Origin of the sequence: Paenibacillus sp. AR247 (assembly GCF_002968895.1) — a bacterium.
In the GTDB taxonomy this organism is placed as follows: Bacteria; Bacillota; Bacilli; order Paenibacillales; family Paenibacillaceae; genus Paenibacillus_AQ; species Paenibacillus_AQ favisporus.
In genome coordinates this window covers 461,256-476,308 of the sequence record NZ_PCZT01000009.1, presented here as the reverse complement: position 1 = coordinate 476,308, position 15,053 = coordinate 461,256, and the positions used below count along the sequence as shown (strand labels likewise).

The 15,053-nt window shown below is 43.2% G+C and carries 19 protein-coding genes and 2 pseudogenes; 1 reads left to right on the top strand and 20 read right to left on the bottom strand.

Going from position 1 to position 15,053, the window contains the following annotated elements:
- From CPT76_RS37195 to sigY, 4 genes are all read right to left on the bottom strand, one after another.
- Window positions 1-707 (bottom strand): ABC transporter ATP-binding protein (locus tag CPT76_RS37195; RefSeq protein ID WP_181152777.1); only part of this gene is annotated, 707 nt, incomplete at its 3' end.
- On the bottom strand, window positions 704-910 hold the full coding sequence (locus CPT76_RS10190) for a PLDc N-terminal domain-containing protein (protein WP_374954636.1): 207 nt from the start codon (window positions 908-910) through the stop codon (window positions 704-706). The genes CPT76_RS10190 and CPT76_RS37195, both read right to left, overlap by 4 nt.
- A gap of 255 nt (window positions 911-1,165) precedes the next feature.
- Window positions 1,166-1,579 carry a YxlC family protein gene (locus tag CPT76_RS10180; protein ID WP_105442833.1) on the bottom strand — a complete coding sequence of 138 codons (414 nt, stop codon included), beginning with the start codon at window positions 1,577-1,579 and terminating at the stop codon, window positions 1,166-1,168.
- Complete coding sequence (gene sigY / locus CPT76_RS10175) at window positions 1,566-2,096, bottom strand: RNA polymerase sigma factor SigY (protein WP_105442832.1); 531 nt, start codon at window positions 2,094-2,096, stop codon at window positions 1,566-1,568. Before sigY ends, CPT76_RS10180 begins: the two co-directional genes overlap by 14 nt.
- Before the next feature lie 659 nt (window positions 2,097-2,755).
- Here sigY and CPT76_RS10170 point away from each other — a divergent pair.
- Window positions 2,756-3,319, top strand: a complete 564-nt coding sequence (locus CPT76_RS10170; protein ID WP_181152776.1) for an RBBP9/YdeN family alpha/beta hydrolase — start codon at window positions 2,756-2,758, stop codon at window positions 3,317-3,319.
- A gap of 181 nt (window positions 3,320-3,500) precedes the next feature.
- On the opposite strand, the gene CPT76_RS37190 is transcribed toward CPT76_RS10170, so the two are convergent.
- The 16 genes and pseudogenes from CPT76_RS37190 to CPT76_RS39350 all read right to left on the bottom strand — a co-directional run.
- Window positions 3,501-3,716 (bottom strand): hypothetical protein, encoded by a 216-nt coding sequence (locus tag CPT76_RS37190; RefSeq protein WP_105442830.1) that lies wholly within the window; start codon window positions 3,714-3,716, stop codon window positions 3,501-3,503.
- A complete protein-coding gene (locus CPT76_RS41995; RefSeq protein ID WP_369008951.1) occupies window positions 3,680-3,814 on the bottom strand; it encodes a hypothetical protein in 135 nt (44 codons plus the stop codon). Before CPT76_RS41995 ends, CPT76_RS37190 begins: the two co-directional genes overlap by 37 nt.
- A 308-nt stretch (window positions 3,815-4,122) precedes the next feature.
- Window positions 4,123-4,278 (bottom strand): glycosyl hydrolase 115 family protein, encoded by a 156-nt coding sequence (locus CPT76_RS41990; RefSeq protein ID WP_374954666.1) that lies wholly within the window; start codon window positions 4,276-4,278, stop codon window positions 4,123-4,125.
- A gap of 105 nt (window positions 4,279-4,383) precedes the next feature.
- Entirely contained in the window at window positions 4,384-4,578 is a 195-nt protein-coding gene (locus CPT76_RS10155) for a hypothetical protein (RefSeq protein ID WP_105442828.1), read from the bottom strand.
- A 221-nt stretch (window positions 4,579-4,799) separates the two neighbouring features.
- Window positions 4,800-5,567 carry a YheC/YheD family protein gene (locus CPT76_RS10150; RefSeq protein ID WP_258168266.1) on the bottom strand — a complete coding sequence of 256 codons (768 nt, stop codon included), beginning with the start codon at window positions 5,565-5,567 and terminating at the stop codon, window positions 4,800-4,802.
- A gap of 3 nt (window positions 5,568-5,570) precedes the next feature.
- On the bottom strand, window positions 5,571-6,683 hold the full coding sequence (locus tag CPT76_RS10145; RefSeq protein WP_105442827.1) for a 2-aminoethylphosphonate aminotransferase: 1,113 nt from the start codon (window positions 6,681-6,683) through the stop codon (window positions 5,571-5,573).
- On the bottom strand, window positions 6,680-7,840 hold the full coding sequence (aepY, locus tag CPT76_RS10140) for a phosphonopyruvate decarboxylase (protein ID WP_105442826.1): 1,161 nt from the start codon (window positions 7,838-7,840) through the stop codon (window positions 6,680-6,682). Before aepY ends, CPT76_RS10145 begins: the two co-directional genes overlap by 4 nt.
- A pseudogene (gene aepX, locus CPT76_RS10135) lies at window positions 7,840-8,740 on the bottom strand (phosphoenolpyruvate mutase). Before aepX ends, aepY begins: the two are co-directional and overlap by 1 nt.
- Before the next feature lie 41 nt (window positions 8,741-8,781).
- On the bottom strand, window positions 8,782-9,510 hold the full coding sequence (locus CPT76_RS10130) for a YheC/YheD family protein (protein WP_105444028.1): 729 nt from the start codon (window positions 9,508-9,510) through the stop codon (window positions 8,782-8,784).
- Window positions 9,511-9,935: 425 nt separating this feature from the next.
- Window positions 9,936-10,502 carry a C40 family peptidase gene (locus CPT76_RS10125; protein WP_258168265.1) on the bottom strand — a complete coding sequence of 189 codons (567 nt, stop codon included), beginning with the start codon at window positions 10,500-10,502 and terminating at the stop codon, window positions 9,936-9,938.
- A 514-nt stretch (window positions 10,503-11,016) separates the two neighbouring features.
- Window positions 11,017-11,262 (bottom strand): hypothetical protein, encoded by a 246-nt coding sequence (locus tag CPT76_RS10120; protein WP_181152774.1) that lies wholly within the window; start codon window positions 11,260-11,262, stop codon window positions 11,017-11,019.
- Window positions 11,263-11,532: 270 nt separating this feature from the next.
- Window positions 11,533-12,336, bottom strand: coding sequence for a phosphotransferase (locus CPT76_RS10115; protein WP_258168264.1), 804 nt, complete (start codon window positions 12,334-12,336; stop codon window positions 11,533-11,535).
- Between the two features lies 1 nt (window position 12,337).
- Window positions 12,338-12,520: a hypothetical protein gene (locus CPT76_RS39355; protein ID WP_258168263.1), complete on the bottom strand. Its 183-nt coding sequence runs from the start codon at window positions 12,518-12,520 to the stop codon at window positions 12,338-12,340.
- A gap of 291 nt (window positions 12,521-12,811) precedes the next feature.
- Window positions 12,812-13,579, bottom strand: a complete 768-nt coding sequence (locus CPT76_RS10110; RefSeq protein ID WP_105442824.1) for a nucleotidyltransferase domain-containing protein — start codon at window positions 13,577-13,579, stop codon at window positions 12,812-12,814.
- A gap of 245 nt (window positions 13,580-13,824) precedes the next feature.
- The gene (locus CPT76_RS10105) at window positions 13,825-14,331 is read right to left on the bottom strand and encodes a P-loop nucleotide/nucleoside kinase family protein (RefSeq protein WP_105442823.1); all 507 of its coding nucleotides are present in this window, start codon (window positions 14,329-14,331) and stop codon (window positions 13,825-13,827) included.
- Window positions 14,332-14,764: 433 nt separating this feature from the next.
- Window positions 14,765-15,053, bottom strand: a pseudogene (locus CPT76_RS39350) (hypothetical protein); the annotation flags it as partial.

Below are 15,053 nucleotides of genomic sequence, written 5' to 3'. Positions count from 1 at the left end.
TCTTCACCTACCTCCAACCTGATCACCGGCTCACTGTAAGTTCGGCGAACATGATCAAGGCTTCCTTGGAGTGCAAGATTGCCATTGTGAATCATGAGAATTTCATCACAAATTTCTTCTGCATCATGTAGTACATGTGTGGAAAACAGGACTGTCGTCTCCCGGCGAATGCGCTGGAGCAGAGTCAGCACATCCTTGCGACCTTTGGGGTCGAGCGCTGACACTGGCTCATCAAGAATGAGCAGTTTCGGCCGGTGAATCAGTGCCTGGGCAAGCCCCAAGCGCTGTTTCATGCCACCTGAATAGCCGCCGATCCTACGCTTACCCTCACCACTAAGCCCCACTGCCTCCAGCCACTCGCCGGTCATCCTCTTGGCCTCACGGCTCGTCAACCCGGCAAGCTCTCCGGCGTAGAGCAGAAATTCAGCCCCGGTCATCCAAGGATAAAACACCGGCATTTGCGGTAAAAAGCCGATGTAAGGCCGCCGATCCGCAGCCGGACTTCCGTTTATCAGCAGCTCAATCGATCCTCCCGACGGCTGAAGTAATCCAGTTAGCATACTGATCGTTGTTGTTTTGCCGGCACCATTTGGTCCGAGTAGAGCAGTGCAGCAGCCTTCAGCGATACTGAACGATATTCCTTTGACAACTTTACGCTCTTTAAAGCGCTTGGATAAGTCTCTTACCTGCAGCAACGTCCGGGTCATGAGGCATCCTTCCTTCCTATGACAAAATAAGCGACTGAGCCCAGAATGTTGCCGCACAAAATGATGATGACCCACAACCATTTAGGTCCGCGAATTGCTTCCGCTTTATATAAAGATACCAATCCCACCACAGCCAAAATCAGCTGCAGGACGATAATAGGCATGATCAGACTCCAAGGTATGCTTGAATTCATCGTATCCATATGTGTTTCCCCCTTTATTCGTTTGGTTTGTTGCGATCATTTCCTCTCTTCAGGTGTTCTTTTCTTTTGGGCCAATAAATATGAACAAGCCAATAGGCAACTAGCGGTCCCGGAGCCTGAATCAGCCCGACAATCCCCCAGATCCAGTAGTATTTCGTATGGCGGCGGGAATGAGTGAATAAAAATAGGCTTTGGATCAGTAGTATGCAAGCGACTAGCAATAAGGCCCACACGGGAACCGTTTCGAGATTCGTTTTATGCATGGCCGGATCTCACCTTCTTCTTTGAACGATAAAAAAATCGAACAGCAAACGCGATTGCACCGACGAAAACCAGTCCCTGGATGGCGACAAATATAACGATGCTCATGGATGCCAAGAGCAAGTTGCTTCCTATTAAAGCCAGAGCAATGATCAAAAACAGCGCAACTTCCAGTACTGCACGTTTGCGGAGCCTTTGCTGCTCAACTGCGACAAATTGCTCAAGCTCATGCAGAGGCGGCGGCTCCGGATTACGGATGGCCATCTCCATCTTGCCGAATCCGTGCAACAGTTCAGCGATCAGAGCCGGATCCTCTGCGAATGATGCTTCATGGAAGCTTTCGTCATACGAATGATCCTGCTCGTTCAGATCGGCAAATCGTTCCCGCGTTCCTTTATTCCTTTTCATCAGTCGCCATCTCCTTTCGTAACTGCTGCAATCCATGATGGATTCTGGACTTAACCGTCCCCGGCGGAATGCCCATCATATCGGCGATCTCATCATAGGTATAGCCGTAATAATGCTTGAGCAAAATCGGCAGCCGCCATTCGTACCCGAGCCTGGACAACGCCTGGATTGCATCAGTCCATTCCTCCTGCTGAGCTTTTAACTGCCATTCTGTGCTTCGAAGTGCCTGCTCCTGGTCCCTCCACTGCTTCTCTACTTTGATGCGGCGCATCTGATCGATATAAATCCTGGTAGCGATAGTGATCATCCAGGAAGAGAACTTCGATTTTCCGTTATATTGTTGAATCTTCTCAATACACCTCAGCATGGTTTCCTGCGCCACATCTTCGGCTATCTCCGGATTCATCGTCATTTTGATGAGATATTTCATTAAAAAGGAGTAATGGTTCCGCAGCAGCTGCGCCATCGCCTGGCTATCCCCGCGCTGCGCGCGTTTTATTTGCTTGTGCTCATCCAACCGCAGTCCCTGCTCCTTTCCTTGGTTTCATGTTTGCCATAATGACCACATCAGCTCGTACGCGACTCATGCAATCAAACATATGACGAGGAGGTTCACGAAATCGTTCACTGAACCCTAATTTTTTTAAAAAATTGTTTTCAATTTCTCAAACTCATTTTCCGTTGCCGCTCTTGACTTTATTCCTAACTTTTTGACTTGATTCTATATTAGATTGAGGCAATACAGTCCCGGTAATTCTTGATTAGCATTTAGAAAACTATTATAATAGCTAAAATATTTCTGGAGGTAACAGTTATGGATAATAAAATTTAAGAATGGGGGAGGAGGTCATCCCCCTAGGAATAGAAGGGATGCAAAGGGGTTGACGTTGATAAAGTGGTCGATGGGAAAATTGTTGAATATGGTGGTGCTGTAATTGCTTTTGACACTTTATATGCTGAGGGATTGTTAAAACCTGTATAATATGATGATCTGTTAATCAAGCCTATTTCCAATACCAAGAAGCAAAAATTATTTTAAAGTGCCCTCTTCAGAAGGAGACCATTGGAAACATAGTTAGATGGTTATCTAATCGGTAACCGGCTCATATTCTTGTCCTTTTCGGCAATCGGTAGTGTGCAATGATCACAACGACCATTTTGGAGGTGTCTCTCATCATGAGCAGAAGTTTTCTGCTATTGTATGGGGTCGGCGGCAGTGACCCCGATCATTGGCAAACTTGGTTACATCAAGAGCTAGTAAAACGAGGTAAAACAGTCCGATTTCCTGACTTTCCAGACAAAGATCAACCTGACAGGGATGTTTGGCTCGATCATTTATCTTCTGTCTTTGATGAAATTCCAAACGATGAAGAAGTCATCGTCGTGGCTCATAGTCTAGCGTGTATCATGTGGTTCCACTACGCGGCTTCAACGCCGAAACGAAAAATTCGGCGAGCCATTCTTATAGCCCCACCCTCGCCATTTTTGGAATATGAACCAGTGATGACTTTTTTCCCTGTACCGGAAAACATGCATGAGATCGGAAAGGTTGCGGAAAAAACGTTGTTGGTTTTATCGTCAACAGATCCTTATTGCTCGGTGGAAGATGCTTCACAGTACTTTGATCTAGGGGTTCCTTGCGTTATGTTGCCTAAAATGGGACATATCAACGTTGAAGCGGGCTACGGTCCGTGGCCGTGGATTCTTGATGTATGCTTGAACGAGCAAGTTACATTTTGATTCGATTACGGTAAAATCGGAAAAAGTTCTTATCCTCGACCTGGGACAAGAACTTTCTCCGATAAAACAAAAAGCCGCTATAATAGCGACTCTCAAAGGGACTATGTTCTTGTCCCTCGACACCGGCAGCTTCTTCCTGTTAGTTATTTTATTCAACTATCATTACCCGTTAGTTCAATAATCATTTGACTTCGATATTAATACTGCCGAACAACTTTTCATCAATATAAGCGTTAAGCTGCCAAATGCCAGGTTTCGGTAGCTTCATTGAGGATGGTAAATGTGCATCTGCACCGTTATTTGGACCGAACAATGATGAAGGAATATCAACAATAAACGGATTTATCTTCTCACTAGATTTTATATATATGGCATCGACTTTAAATTCCCCGTCCAAATCAGCTTACTCCCCCATAAGTGCCACATATGTTTATTAGCCTGATTCGCCACGAAATCCGTTCCCAAGATACCGATTTTCCTTTCTATGCCTTGCATTTCGATTCCTTCACTTACAAACTTTGGGCTGACTTCTGCATCTTTTTCAGAACTATTTGAACAACCAAATAAAATTAGCAATCCAACAATTAATATGCTGGCACAAAGAAATTTCACAATAATCACTACATTATAACGACCAGATGTCCCATAAAGTTCCAATGCCCTTGATGTAATCTGTCCGTTAGCTTAATGCCTCAAGCCAGCTTAGCTCAATATCTGGTTGACAATGAATCGTGTGCTACGTCGTCTTGCTCAATTATTTGATCGTTCTCATCAAAATATTTTAAAAATGATGCCAGCCCCCATTAAAATGCCCCTGAAAATAAGAGGATAGGTATTTTTCTACGTGCATAACGAATAAAAATCGTCATCTCGGCTTCCTGTGGCTTGATATCCCCCACATTCAGTATCCAGGACTTCCGGATATGATGATCCCAAGACTTGCTGAGCTCCTCCTCCATCAAGGCAAGGGGTATTGACTGAGTCACAAATAACTTTGGTCGACCGGAGCCCATTAGGAAACGTGATAGTATAACCCAATGAGATCATTCTGTTCCGGATCCCTTCTATTGACCGTGGGAGTGAGGTGTGATACATTCCTTCGTACTGTTCTCTTCCGGATTTGCTGTTCCTGATGATTGCGTAGTCAGTGTATTGGTTTCTTTTAGTCCTTCTTTTATGATTACTTGTTGTCTGGCGAAGTCATAAATCAGAAAGCACGTTCCGATGAGAAGCAAGATAACGGCAATAATTCTACGCATGTTTTCTCCTCCCGCGTTGCTACTGTATTCTAATCGAACGTAAGATTTAAGTGGTTAAAACAAATAGAGGCTGCCTCGTAATAAATCGTGCAGCCCCTATAATCTTTCGTCGATGCGTTAATGGTTTAATTAAAGAATCTGGTTGAGAAATATGTGGAGTTTGGTTCGAGATGGCTGGATAAGTCGGAAAATAAAGGTTTTTCATATTATGATTCGATTACTTAACGATAATGGATATATTTACTTCTTTTATAAGAGAGTATTCGGCGATACGTTACCCCATCCTTCAGTTTAAGGAAATGAGACATGGCCGGATAAAGATTGGCTTCAATAATGGAAACACGCCCATACGGATCAGTTGCAATATCCAGGCCATAAATTCGGTGTCCGGGGAACAATGCGTTTAATCTTTTCGCGGAACGAAGCGAAACCTTATCGATTTGGTATTCTAATGCGGCTATAGGCAAGTGTCCGATGGAAGAATGTTGGATGCCCGGCTTAAACCTAAGCAGTTGTCCATGACTCCGCGTATTGTTGGACACAACGTACCCTTTGCCTGCCACCTTGATTACCTTTCCTGTAACTACCCATCTTGAAGAATGTTTTTTGCGTTGAACGATGACTCTCATATCAAAGGGGCGATTATTTATGGTCGGCCGAGTAATTCTCTGTTGAACCATATAGGCTGCAGACCTGATTATTCTTTTAATATACCGATAGGTATTCTCTCTTCCCTGTTTCACCGTTTCCATACGCTCGTAATGGATGGCATAATTGTCATTCCCCAAATCTGAGACTTGAATGACGCCCCGTCCGCGGCTCCCCCAAACGGGTTTAACAATGACATGCCGGTATTTTCCCAAAAGCGTCCAGAAGGAATGTGGACTCATCTTCTGCGTTTCAGGTAAATAAGGAGCAAGGGGGGGATACCTTTTCAAAAACAAATATTTTAACCATTTATTTTTGTTACCGATCCCATTGGACTCCACCTTTCAATTGTTCACTTCAATGCCATCCAGATAATCTTCAAGCAATTCCAAAAAATACTCGATATCCTTGGACGTAATGTCCCCGATATTGGCAATTCGAAACGTCCTTAAACCCTCCAATTTGCCGGGATAAATCATAATGCCTTTGCTGTAGAAAAAATCATGCATGGATTGGAAGTCAAACTCTGCATAAGGTTCATGAATGGATGTAATCAGCTTGGAGTGATGCGCTTCGGGGACCAAATAGGATAAATCCAGCCTTGTTAGACCGGTGATTAAAGTTTTCCAAGATGCCATGTATCTTTCGTAGCGTTTTGCCACACCCTCCTGCTTTAATTCTTCGATGGCCTGCCTAAGCGCATACAATACCTGTACCGGCGGTGTAAACCGCATTTGCGCATGTTCTGCAAAATATTGATATTGGGCGTACAAATTCAAATAATAGCTTCTGGGTTTCCTGTCCTTCAAACTCTCCAGCTTACTTTTCTCAGCGATTACGAACGAAACCCCGGGCAATCCCTGCAGATTCTTGTTCGAACTGGATGCCAAAAAGGAAATGTTCATTTCCTTCAAGTCAATCGGAACGGCAGCAAATGAACTCATGGCATCTACCATCATGTCGATATGATACTTTTGGCATAATACCCCAAGTTCCTTCACATTGTTCAGAAGGCCGGTCGTCGTCTCGTGATGCACGACGGCAAGATGGGATATCTTTCGTCCGGAAGATTGAATGCAACGCTCTAAGTCAGCCAAATGAATCGCATCGTCAAAGGGACTTTTAAATTCCAAATAATCGATTCCATAAACCGCGGCGATTTCGCACATCCGTTTTCCATAAGCGCCATTATTAACAATAACTACAGCTTCATTTCCAGGGACGGAACTGATCATCGATTCAACGGCTGCAGTGCCCGACCCACCAAATAATATGGTCTGATAATGGTTCGGGTCCGCAACCAAACAGGTAAGCTCTGTGGAAATATGCTCCATGATTTCGCCAAACTCGGCTTCACGGGGACATATATCCGGAACCACCTGTGACCATTTCACGCTATCTGTAGTCGTTGCCGGACCTGGAGTAAGCAAAATGTTTCTCTTTACGGTAGAACTCATGAACCATCCACTTCCTTGATCATTAAGGGGTCGTTTTTGATAAATCGCTCCAGACGTTCTTTTACTTCATGAGGCTTTATGCTTGGGCGAGCAAGTTGATCTTTGGACTGCATGGATATTTTCATATAAAGGAAAGTAAGACCTTTAGTCTTTTTCCATTCTTGTAAACAAGCTTTCAGCTCTTCGAGGTTGTGGACATGGATTGCCCTAGTATAACCGCAGGAAGCGGCAATGTTCACGAAATCAATATTATGGGATACCGTGCTTTGCCCTCCTGTTGATTCGTGAGCGTTATTATCGAGAAGAATATGAATCATGTTATTGGGGCTGTAATACCCATTTGTCGCAAGACTTCCCATGCGCATCAATAAAGAGCCGTCTCCGTCAATCACGACAATATTCTTGCCAGGCTGACTTAGGGAAAGCCCAAGTCCAAAAGAACTGACGCACCCCATAGAGCCGACCATGTACAGATTGTTGCTTGCATCTTCTATTTCATACAATTCCCGTCCTGTTTTGCCTGTGGTTGCAAGCTGAATCGTATCACCGTCTTTCACCGAATTGATTACAGCTAATGCCTCATGCCGCGCAGGCATCTGATTGTCTTTATGGGCACACCGTAGAATCCGGTTTGAACGAATGGAGTTTTGCTGCTTTTTCAAAGGCTCTGCGTCAAAGGTCCCTTTCTTGACTACAAAGAAAAATGGCCGATTCCGGGAAATTTGCTCATTGGCCTGAATCAGCTGTTTCTTGGCCTCTTCCAAATCTCCGGATAGATATTGCCATTCCACGTCCATCAATTCCAGCAGATTCGTTGTGATCTTGCCCATAAGCTCATGTTGGGGCTCATCAGGAACCCCTGGCTCTCCGCGAAGGCTGACAAATCCCAGCAACGGAATTCGAAAGGGGTAGATTAAGGATGTTAACGGCGAAACAGCGTTGGTTAGCCCTGAATTTTGCATGAGTACAACGGATTTTTGCCCCCCTATATAAGCCGCGGATGCGATGGCCACCGCATCACCTTCGTTGGCTGCTGCAACATAATCAAATTCGTTGATGGAGTAATTGATTAAACTTTTCAGGTAGGAGCAAGGTACACCGCTGAAAAAAGTAAATCCTAATTTCCGGAGTTCTTCCCCAAATATCTTCGTATCCATTATATCCCCTCATTCGAGTCGGACTGTGTTGCCGGGAGATATCGTTGTTCCGCAGCTTCCAGCTCTTCAGCCCCTTGAAGCCTAAAAACTTCTTCCAGCGTTGCAACTTCCTTTTCGATTTGAACAAGACTTTCATCCTGATAAATTCTGCGGGATACCTGTTCCATCGCTTGAATGGATGATCGCAAATTATGGTTCGCCCATATAACAAGGCTAATCCCCAGCTCCCGAAGCTTGTCGGTTGGAGTCAAATAATACTTTGTAGGTACGATAACTACGGGCAATCTTCCCGCCCATTCCTTCATGAATGCCTCAATTTCCGTGATGTCCGGCCTCTTGCTGTGTATGAGAACAGCGTCGGCGCCTGCCTTCCGGTACGCTTCCGCCCGCCGCAGCGCTTCGCCAAGTCCCCTCCCTGTAATAAAGGCTTCCACTCTGGCTACAACTATAAAATCGTCGTCGGTTTGCGCGTCTTTCATGGCCTTGATTTTACCGCAAAATTCATCGATATCGGCCATCGGCTGCAATTGTCCGTTTAAGAATGAGTTCGTTTTGGGAAATTGCTTATCTTCGATACAAACCCCTGCAATATCCCGTTGCTCCAGCTTTTTGACCAGGCGTCTTGCATTATTGAAGTTGCCATACCCCCGTATCCCCGTCCAGCAGAATCGGGATGGACGTCGCATCACTCATGAATTCAAGAACATCCAACACCTGGGTCCAGGAGGCTTCGTTATTGTCTCTTACTCCCATCGCTGCAGAGATGGATAATCCGCTCGCCCAAATCCCTCTAAATCCCGCCTCCTCAACAATTTTGGCAGACAAACCATTATGAGCTTCCATAATAAATTCCAGTTTTTTGGAGTTGATCAAGTTTCTAAGCTCCTTTGTTTTTTTCATTGAAACTTTGCTCCTTCCCTTTAAAATAATCAATATAGAGCTTAGATCCTCATGGATCGTTTGTTTTCCATAATGGTTCTGATCATCGTGTGATCGGAGAGTTGAGTAAACAACATATGGCCCGGATGCGAATTCGCTTCAATGATCCAAATGTGGCCGTTCTTGTCTAGGGCAAGATCCACCCCTAATTCATGAATCGGGTGCCATTTATTAACCGTTTCGGCAATGGTAATGGATAATTGTTCCATTTTACGAATACAGGCGTCCACTTTGGAGTGGTCATTCTGAAAAAGACTCATGAGGACCCTTCGTAAAGGTTCCGCATGCCCTCCTTTATGATAATTGGTCACAAATTTATGTGGGGCGGCAACACGGGCCGCCATACCCGAAATGATCCATTTGCTCTTTGGCTTCTGCAGGTATACACGGATATCAAAAATTTTCCCATGATACTTCTCTAATCGTAGGTCTTTCTGCACTAGATACCGATGCCCTGATTTCCGGTACGAGCGAATCGCTTTTAAGACAGAGGAACGTCCCGCAATCTTCAGACTTGAACCGCAACGAACCTCAAATCCCCTTCCCAATCTCTTCACACGGATAATTCCGCTACCACCGCTCCCGTGATTAGGTTTTATAAAGACAGAGGGGTATATTTGGAGCATCCGTAAAATCCTTGTTTCCGTCATCCAGACAGTTTCAGGCAAATGTGGACGCAAGACAGGGACCTGTAACATTTCCCTATACTTCTTCATTTTTCCAATGGTCATTAACATCCCCTTCTCATGTTGGGATCCAGATACAAAGAGCATATTCATTAAAAAGCCCTGCTGTGTAGACTAACTTCCCATAAAGGAAAATAATACAATCACTCTCGCCGAAATTTTTGATTACGTTCCAGAAAACAAAAAAGGCACCGAACACGGTGCAATTCAGATCTAAAAAAACAACATGCTTATGTATTTGTATCTAATGAAGAGCTAGCCTCACAATATCATCTGAAGACTTGAATTGATAAAAACCCTGTTCCATTAAAAAAGGACAGGGTTTCTAACCATCTGTGAGCTACACGAGGCTCTGTTTCTGTATACTATTCTCCCCTTGCTCTCTGAATCCGATCTAACGGAAGCTCTCCCATGCCAGGAAACATGTTATTGTATTTTCGCATGAGAAACTTGTGTAGTTTGAGGTTGTATTAGTTAGGCAGAGATGCTGCAGAAGCTTGTCCATTGTTAGGAATGACGCGGCGTGCACTCACAAAGTTACGATCCCATGCGCTTCCTGCAAAATTGGAAATCGTAACGCCTATGCCGACCCGGTAGGTATGCAGCAATTGTCCGTTACCCATATAAATACTTACGTGATTAATAACCCCATCCCGATTTGTATCTGAAAAAACTAAATCTCCCGGCTGCAGCTGATCTTTGGAAACTGGCGTACCTACTTTAGACTGCTGTCTCGAGGATCGGGGAAGATCGATTCCATTTTGCTTGAAAATATATTGAGTGAAAGAAGAACAATCGAACTCATCCGTTCGCCCAGTTGGGGCACCGAACTGATAACGAACGCCTAGGAATTGTTTGCCTGTTTTTATTACACTATCCGCAATGGAACTTGCGGACGAAGTAGCAGCATGCGCAGGCTGTGCAGGAAGCAGCATGCTTCCGGATAAAACAATGGAAAGACTTAGACCCACTCCAGTTAAAACTTTGACGATTCGGCTTCTCTTGATGTTGTTCGTGTTGTTCGCCTCGCTGCGCACCCGTTGGGGAACTTGGCTTCCTAATCAATTTGAGATTGATCTCATAATACAACCCGATTAATTGACCATAAAACCTCTTTCTCAGTTGCTAAATCTCCGGCCATGCCCTTTGAAAGAAGCTATACGCCCTTTATAGAACCTTCTATGGATGTTGATGAACCAAATTTCCCATACCAGCTCCCAGGATACCTAGCTTGTAGAACAGTAAAACCAGTATTAGAAAGCGGAAATGACACATCACTCCGTAAGTAGGTGTATTTGGCAAACCAGGACACCAAACTATACCTACACCGTTGGCTTTATCTTGTTCAGGCAAAAATAGATCTCCAAGGATGTCGCCGTTCCGTACGAAGGAATGCATGTGTGACACACCTCAATTTTGTTTTTTATAATGTGCACACATAAATTATTCTAGCCTTTATTTGAACTATCATGCCCGTTACCGTAATGAAGCTGCCGATCAGCGCCGGCAGCTTAGTCTTGGTCGTTTATTCAACTATCGTTCCCCATTAGTTTAATCCACCGGATGCTGGCCAATGTCGTCATTCTTTAGATGTTGCTGCCGGGATCTGATCATTTGCTCATACCTCTCGCGGATCTTAGGTAATGCTTCCTCCCGTAATCTTTCGAGCCTCTCAACTGACAGACGATCAATTCCCTCTTTCTGCTTCGGGCTAACCTTGTACACTTTCGTCCTTGTGATCTCGCCTGTTTCATATACTGTTTCCGCTTTCGCCAAATCCCTTTTGTCCTTGTCCATGTTCGCCACGTTATCCTGCCTCCCTTGTTATGGGGGGACTTCTTTTCCTTCTTTCTACTTGCCTATACACAATTCTAAACCTTTTCCAACTATCCACACAGAACGGCCGTTAAGTTACTTCTGCTATGTGTTAACCTGCCCGTTAGCTTAACAAAAACAGCAGCCAATTACTTGCCGGCTGCTGTTTGTTGTTTTGAACTATTGTATTCCGTCAGCTTAACAGAAAATGATTAATCATTTACATTATTTCATATAATTGTTTGGTAATAGCTAAATATTTCCTAACAAATCGGACATATTCTTTTGATTTTCAGCAAGCCAAATCATTTCCTTTGCGAAGCGAGCAGGAGGTATACTATGTTCATCCATGTTAGCATTTATCCACCAGGTGCTTTCCATATACCACAACAACTTTAAGGAGTTTGTTAAGTAACCCTTTACTACGGTGTGTTCTTCGCTGTACCCTTCCATAAATGCTGAGGCAAGGGAGATATCTGAATTATCATCTAACGAACATGATATAACAGCACGAGCAACATCTAGCTGCGGATAGTCATATTTTAGCCGATCAAAATCAAGGATTGCAGTTAGTCGACTATCATTAAATAAAAGATTATCGACCCAAAGGTCACGATGAGCCCACCCTGATTGAAGTAATTCGAGTATTTCTATATCTATATCTTCAGTTGCCCTTCGTTGAGTTTCAATACCAGAAAGCAATTCAGTTTTACCAGCTTCCTTTGTCTGTTCCCAAACTGAGTTCCAATGTGCTAATCGTTCCTCACGCCTTGGAGGGATAAATTGTGGATTATTTTCAATACTAAGTGTCCCATCGTTTAATAATCGATGCATTTTTCCTGTTTCTCGACCTAAATCGTATATTTGATGTATATTAGCTTTACCTGGTGGAATTAGTTTGCCCTGGCAATATTCCATCACCGTGAAGAGTTCTCCGTTATCAGATTCAAGTAATATACTTTTATTGTGTGATAACAAATTGGGACACGCCAGACCTTTGTCAAATAATCTAACCTGTTGAGAGAATGCAAGCAATAGCTCCTCTGGATTATACAACTTATATCTTTTTTTTGTTGTATTGTTTAAGTAGAAATTGACCTGAATCAGTTATAACTTTCCATTTTAAGTTTAACCAACCTCGTCTTATTACAGTAGATTCAAGCACATCCAAATCGAAAAGGCGTTGAAATGTTTTTACTAAGTCATCTCGGATCATTTCTTCTGATAACATCGTCTCCATTTGACCAACTCCAAAATTTACGTTATACGTTTATATTCCTTGTGATGTCCTATATAACCTGCTTTTGCGTTATCCTACCCGTTAGCTTAATGAAGCAGCCGGTGCTGTTCGGCAGCTTCTTCCTGTTCGTATATTCAACTATCGTTCCCGTTAGCGTAATGTCCGCACCTGTCATTTATTCCTTATAGTTGTGCGGCTTGCCGAACACCTAATGCAGTGACGTTCTGACGGGCTTAGGGGGCTGGATGAGGTCACTGGCTTCTCAGCGTGACCCGAAGCGTCAATATGGTGTTAGTCGAGGGATTTTCTGGAAGCAGCCATTGCATTTAAGGCGTTCTCAAAATAGCTATATACTTCATCTGCATTTCTCAGAAACTCTTCAACATGTACATTACTATCCAAGTAACATGCGTACAGATAATCAACTAAAGCGGAGTCAATCTCACAATAGTTTAATATGGCATTCTTCATCTTAATAATGTCATCTTGCCATACACCTGTATCTTCTAAAATCAAAGAGTATAATGCACGAATTAATCTCTTAGAGTAACCTTTAATATATCTAGTTTTCATTGTGTTATCACTAGCATTAGAAAGTAAACTATGTATACGATCTACTTCGTCCTTAGTCTCTGTATTTAAGTCTAAAATGAACTCTGGAGAAATAATTATCGGTGGTACTTTTTCACCAACGTCATCACCATATATGCAAACACAAATGATCTTAACCCAAAAACCCCACTCATTTGGTTTACTTAATACATCGTCAATCGAGCAAATTGTCGTATCAATCTTAGTTAATACTGGATATTCTTCTAAAAGCCTGTCTTTAATATTTGACAATCTTTCGTAATCAATATCTTTGGGATTTACACACACAATAGTAAAGTCTGCATCTGACTTAAAAGGTTTAGCCGTTCCTTTTGGAATCGAGCCACACATATAAATGCTATGAATCTTATCTTTAAATTCGATAAGTATATTATCTATATACTTATCAACAAAATCCTTATATTCACTTTGTATTACAATTCTATTTATAACTTTTTCTAATATCATATAGACTCCTCCAAAATTAATAACTTCTTTCGGCTAACGTTCAGGCATTCACGAACCCTCGCCGACTTAAGTGACCGAAGGGAACGGCCGCTATGCGGTTAGTCGGTGCAGGGTTGTCCGCCTGATCCACTTCCTCGAAAACCCTCCGGCGGACCGAGGGGCGTCAGCACCGATGCGTGAATGCGGTGTTATAAGATATCAGCGCCTTCTTAGAAATACCTACACTGATTATTTCCTTCGTTAGTTCAAGAAAGTCTTCTATCTTCCAATTGTTTAAATAATGTATCTAAGCTTTTTTCTACAGTTTGATGAGCTGTATCTATGACTATGTGGTCCCGATCCCAAACATCATACTCTCTATTTCTGACCTGCTCCCACGTCGGAAGTATAAAACCTGGAATATCAGCTGTACGCATTTCGATTCGATTCCTGTGCTCGATATGATCAGAGCAAAGTACTTCAATTTCCACATAAGGTATTCCAAGAGAATCGGCTACGTTGCGCCATGCCTGGCGCGTAATTTGGATAGGATTAACTGTATCTGCAATCACATCTAGGCCCAGTTGAAGATTCTGTGATGCAATTGCATAACACACAATGTAACCCTCAGGCCCTTCGATGGTCTTTCCAGCATCTCGCATAGCCTGCTCCACGACATCGACCCGAAGATACGTAGCCTTTAGTTCTCTTGCTAAAGCCGATGATAATGTGGTTTTTCCGGTACCCGGCAGTCCACTAAATATGTAAAGCATTAAACTCATCTCCTTCGGGAAAAGCACCTGGGTTTTTCTTCTTTGCGCTGATTTCTACTTCTTATCTACGAACTTCGTAAATAACTTCATATGTAGAGTATTCGTGAAATCAATAAACTCCCCTGCCTGTTAGCTTAATAAATTTATTAATAGTTCAATGCTTATCTAATCGGTAATCGGCTTATATTCTTGTCCTTCGGCAATCGGAACAAGTTCTTGTCCTTGGCTCTGGACAAGAACTTGTTCCGATAAAACAAAAAAAGCCGCTAAAATAGTGACTTTCAATGGGACTATGCTCTAGTCCTTCGACAACTATATGTTCTTGTCGTCTTACAGTTGTGCGAGTCTATACACGAGAAAATACCCGCCCCTCTCCCGAGCAGGTATTAAAGGTGAATCGTATGAATGGCTTACCATCATCGATCACTAAATATTAGTCCAAGAGGCTGTAAATCTGAATGCTCTCCACCTTGGCATCCTTGATATGAAACGACATCACATCCACATAATTGGATGGCTCGTAACGGAATTCATCCTCCTCATTAGGGGCTCCATCACCAAGCAGTTTCCCTTCAGGGTAGGCGTTTTTGAGTGTATCCAGGCTGTCTCCTGCTTTAATGTTTCGTACTGTTGCGTACTTAGGATCTGTAATTTCGATATGAAAGATGGAGTCTTGTTTCCCCTCCGGTATACTGATTGTTTTAATCTCCAGACCAGGATAC

What these genes read in the sequence shown, in the direction of transcription:
- CPT76_RS10190 (WP_374954636.1), bottom strand. Translation starts at nt 910, where the DNA reads ATGGATACGATGAATTCAAGCATACCTTGGAGTCTGATCATGCCTATT.
- CPT76_RS10180 (WP_105442833.1), bottom strand. Translation starts at nt 1,579, where the DNA reads ATGAAAAGGAATAAAGGAACGCGGGAACGATTTGCCGATCTGAACGAG.
- CPT76_RS10170 (WP_181152776.1), top strand. Translation starts at nt 2,756, where the DNA reads ATGAGCAGAAGTTTTCTGCTATTGTATGGGGTCGGCGGCAGTGACCCC.
- CPT76_RS41995 (WP_369008951.1), bottom strand. Translation starts at nt 3,814, where the DNA reads ATGCAAGGCATAGAAAGGAAAATCGGTATCTTGGGAACGGATTTCGTG.
- CPT76_RS41990 (WP_374954666.1), bottom strand. Translation starts at nt 4,278, where the DNA reads ATGGAGGAGGAGCTCAGCAAGTCTTGGGATCATCATATCCGGAAGTCC.
- CPT76_RS10155 (WP_105442828.1), bottom strand. Translation starts at nt 4,578, where the DNA reads ATGCGTAGAATTATTGCCGTTATCTTGCTTCTCATCGGAACGTGCTTT.
- CPT76_RS10145 (WP_105442827.1), bottom strand. Translation starts at nt 6,683, where the DNA reads ATGAGTTCTACCGTAAAGAGAAACATTTTGCTTACTCCAGGTCCGGCA.
- aepY (WP_105442826.1), bottom strand. Translation starts at nt 7,840, where the DNA reads ATGGATACGAAGATATTTGGGGAAGAACTCCGGAAATTAGGATTTACT.
- CPT76_RS10130 (WP_105444028.1), bottom strand. Translation starts at nt 9,510, where the DNA reads ATGACCATTGGAAAAATGAAGAAGTATAGGGAAATGTTACAGGTCCCT.
- CPT76_RS10120 (WP_181152774.1), bottom strand. Translation starts at nt 11,262, where the DNA reads ATGGACAAGGACAAAAGGGATTTGGCGAAAGCGGAAACAGTATATGAA.
- CPT76_RS39355 (WP_258168263.1), bottom strand. Translation starts at nt 12,520, where the DNA reads ATGGAGACGATGTTATCAGAAGAAATGATCCGAGATGACTTAGTAAAA.
- CPT76_RS10110 (WP_105442824.1), bottom strand. Translation starts at nt 13,579, where the DNA reads ATGATATTAGAAAAAGTTATAAATAGAATTGTAATACAAAGTGAATAT.
- CPT76_RS10105 (WP_105442823.1), bottom strand. Translation starts at nt 14,331, where the DNA reads ATGCTTTACATATTTAGTGGACTGCCGGGTACCGGAAAAACCACATTA.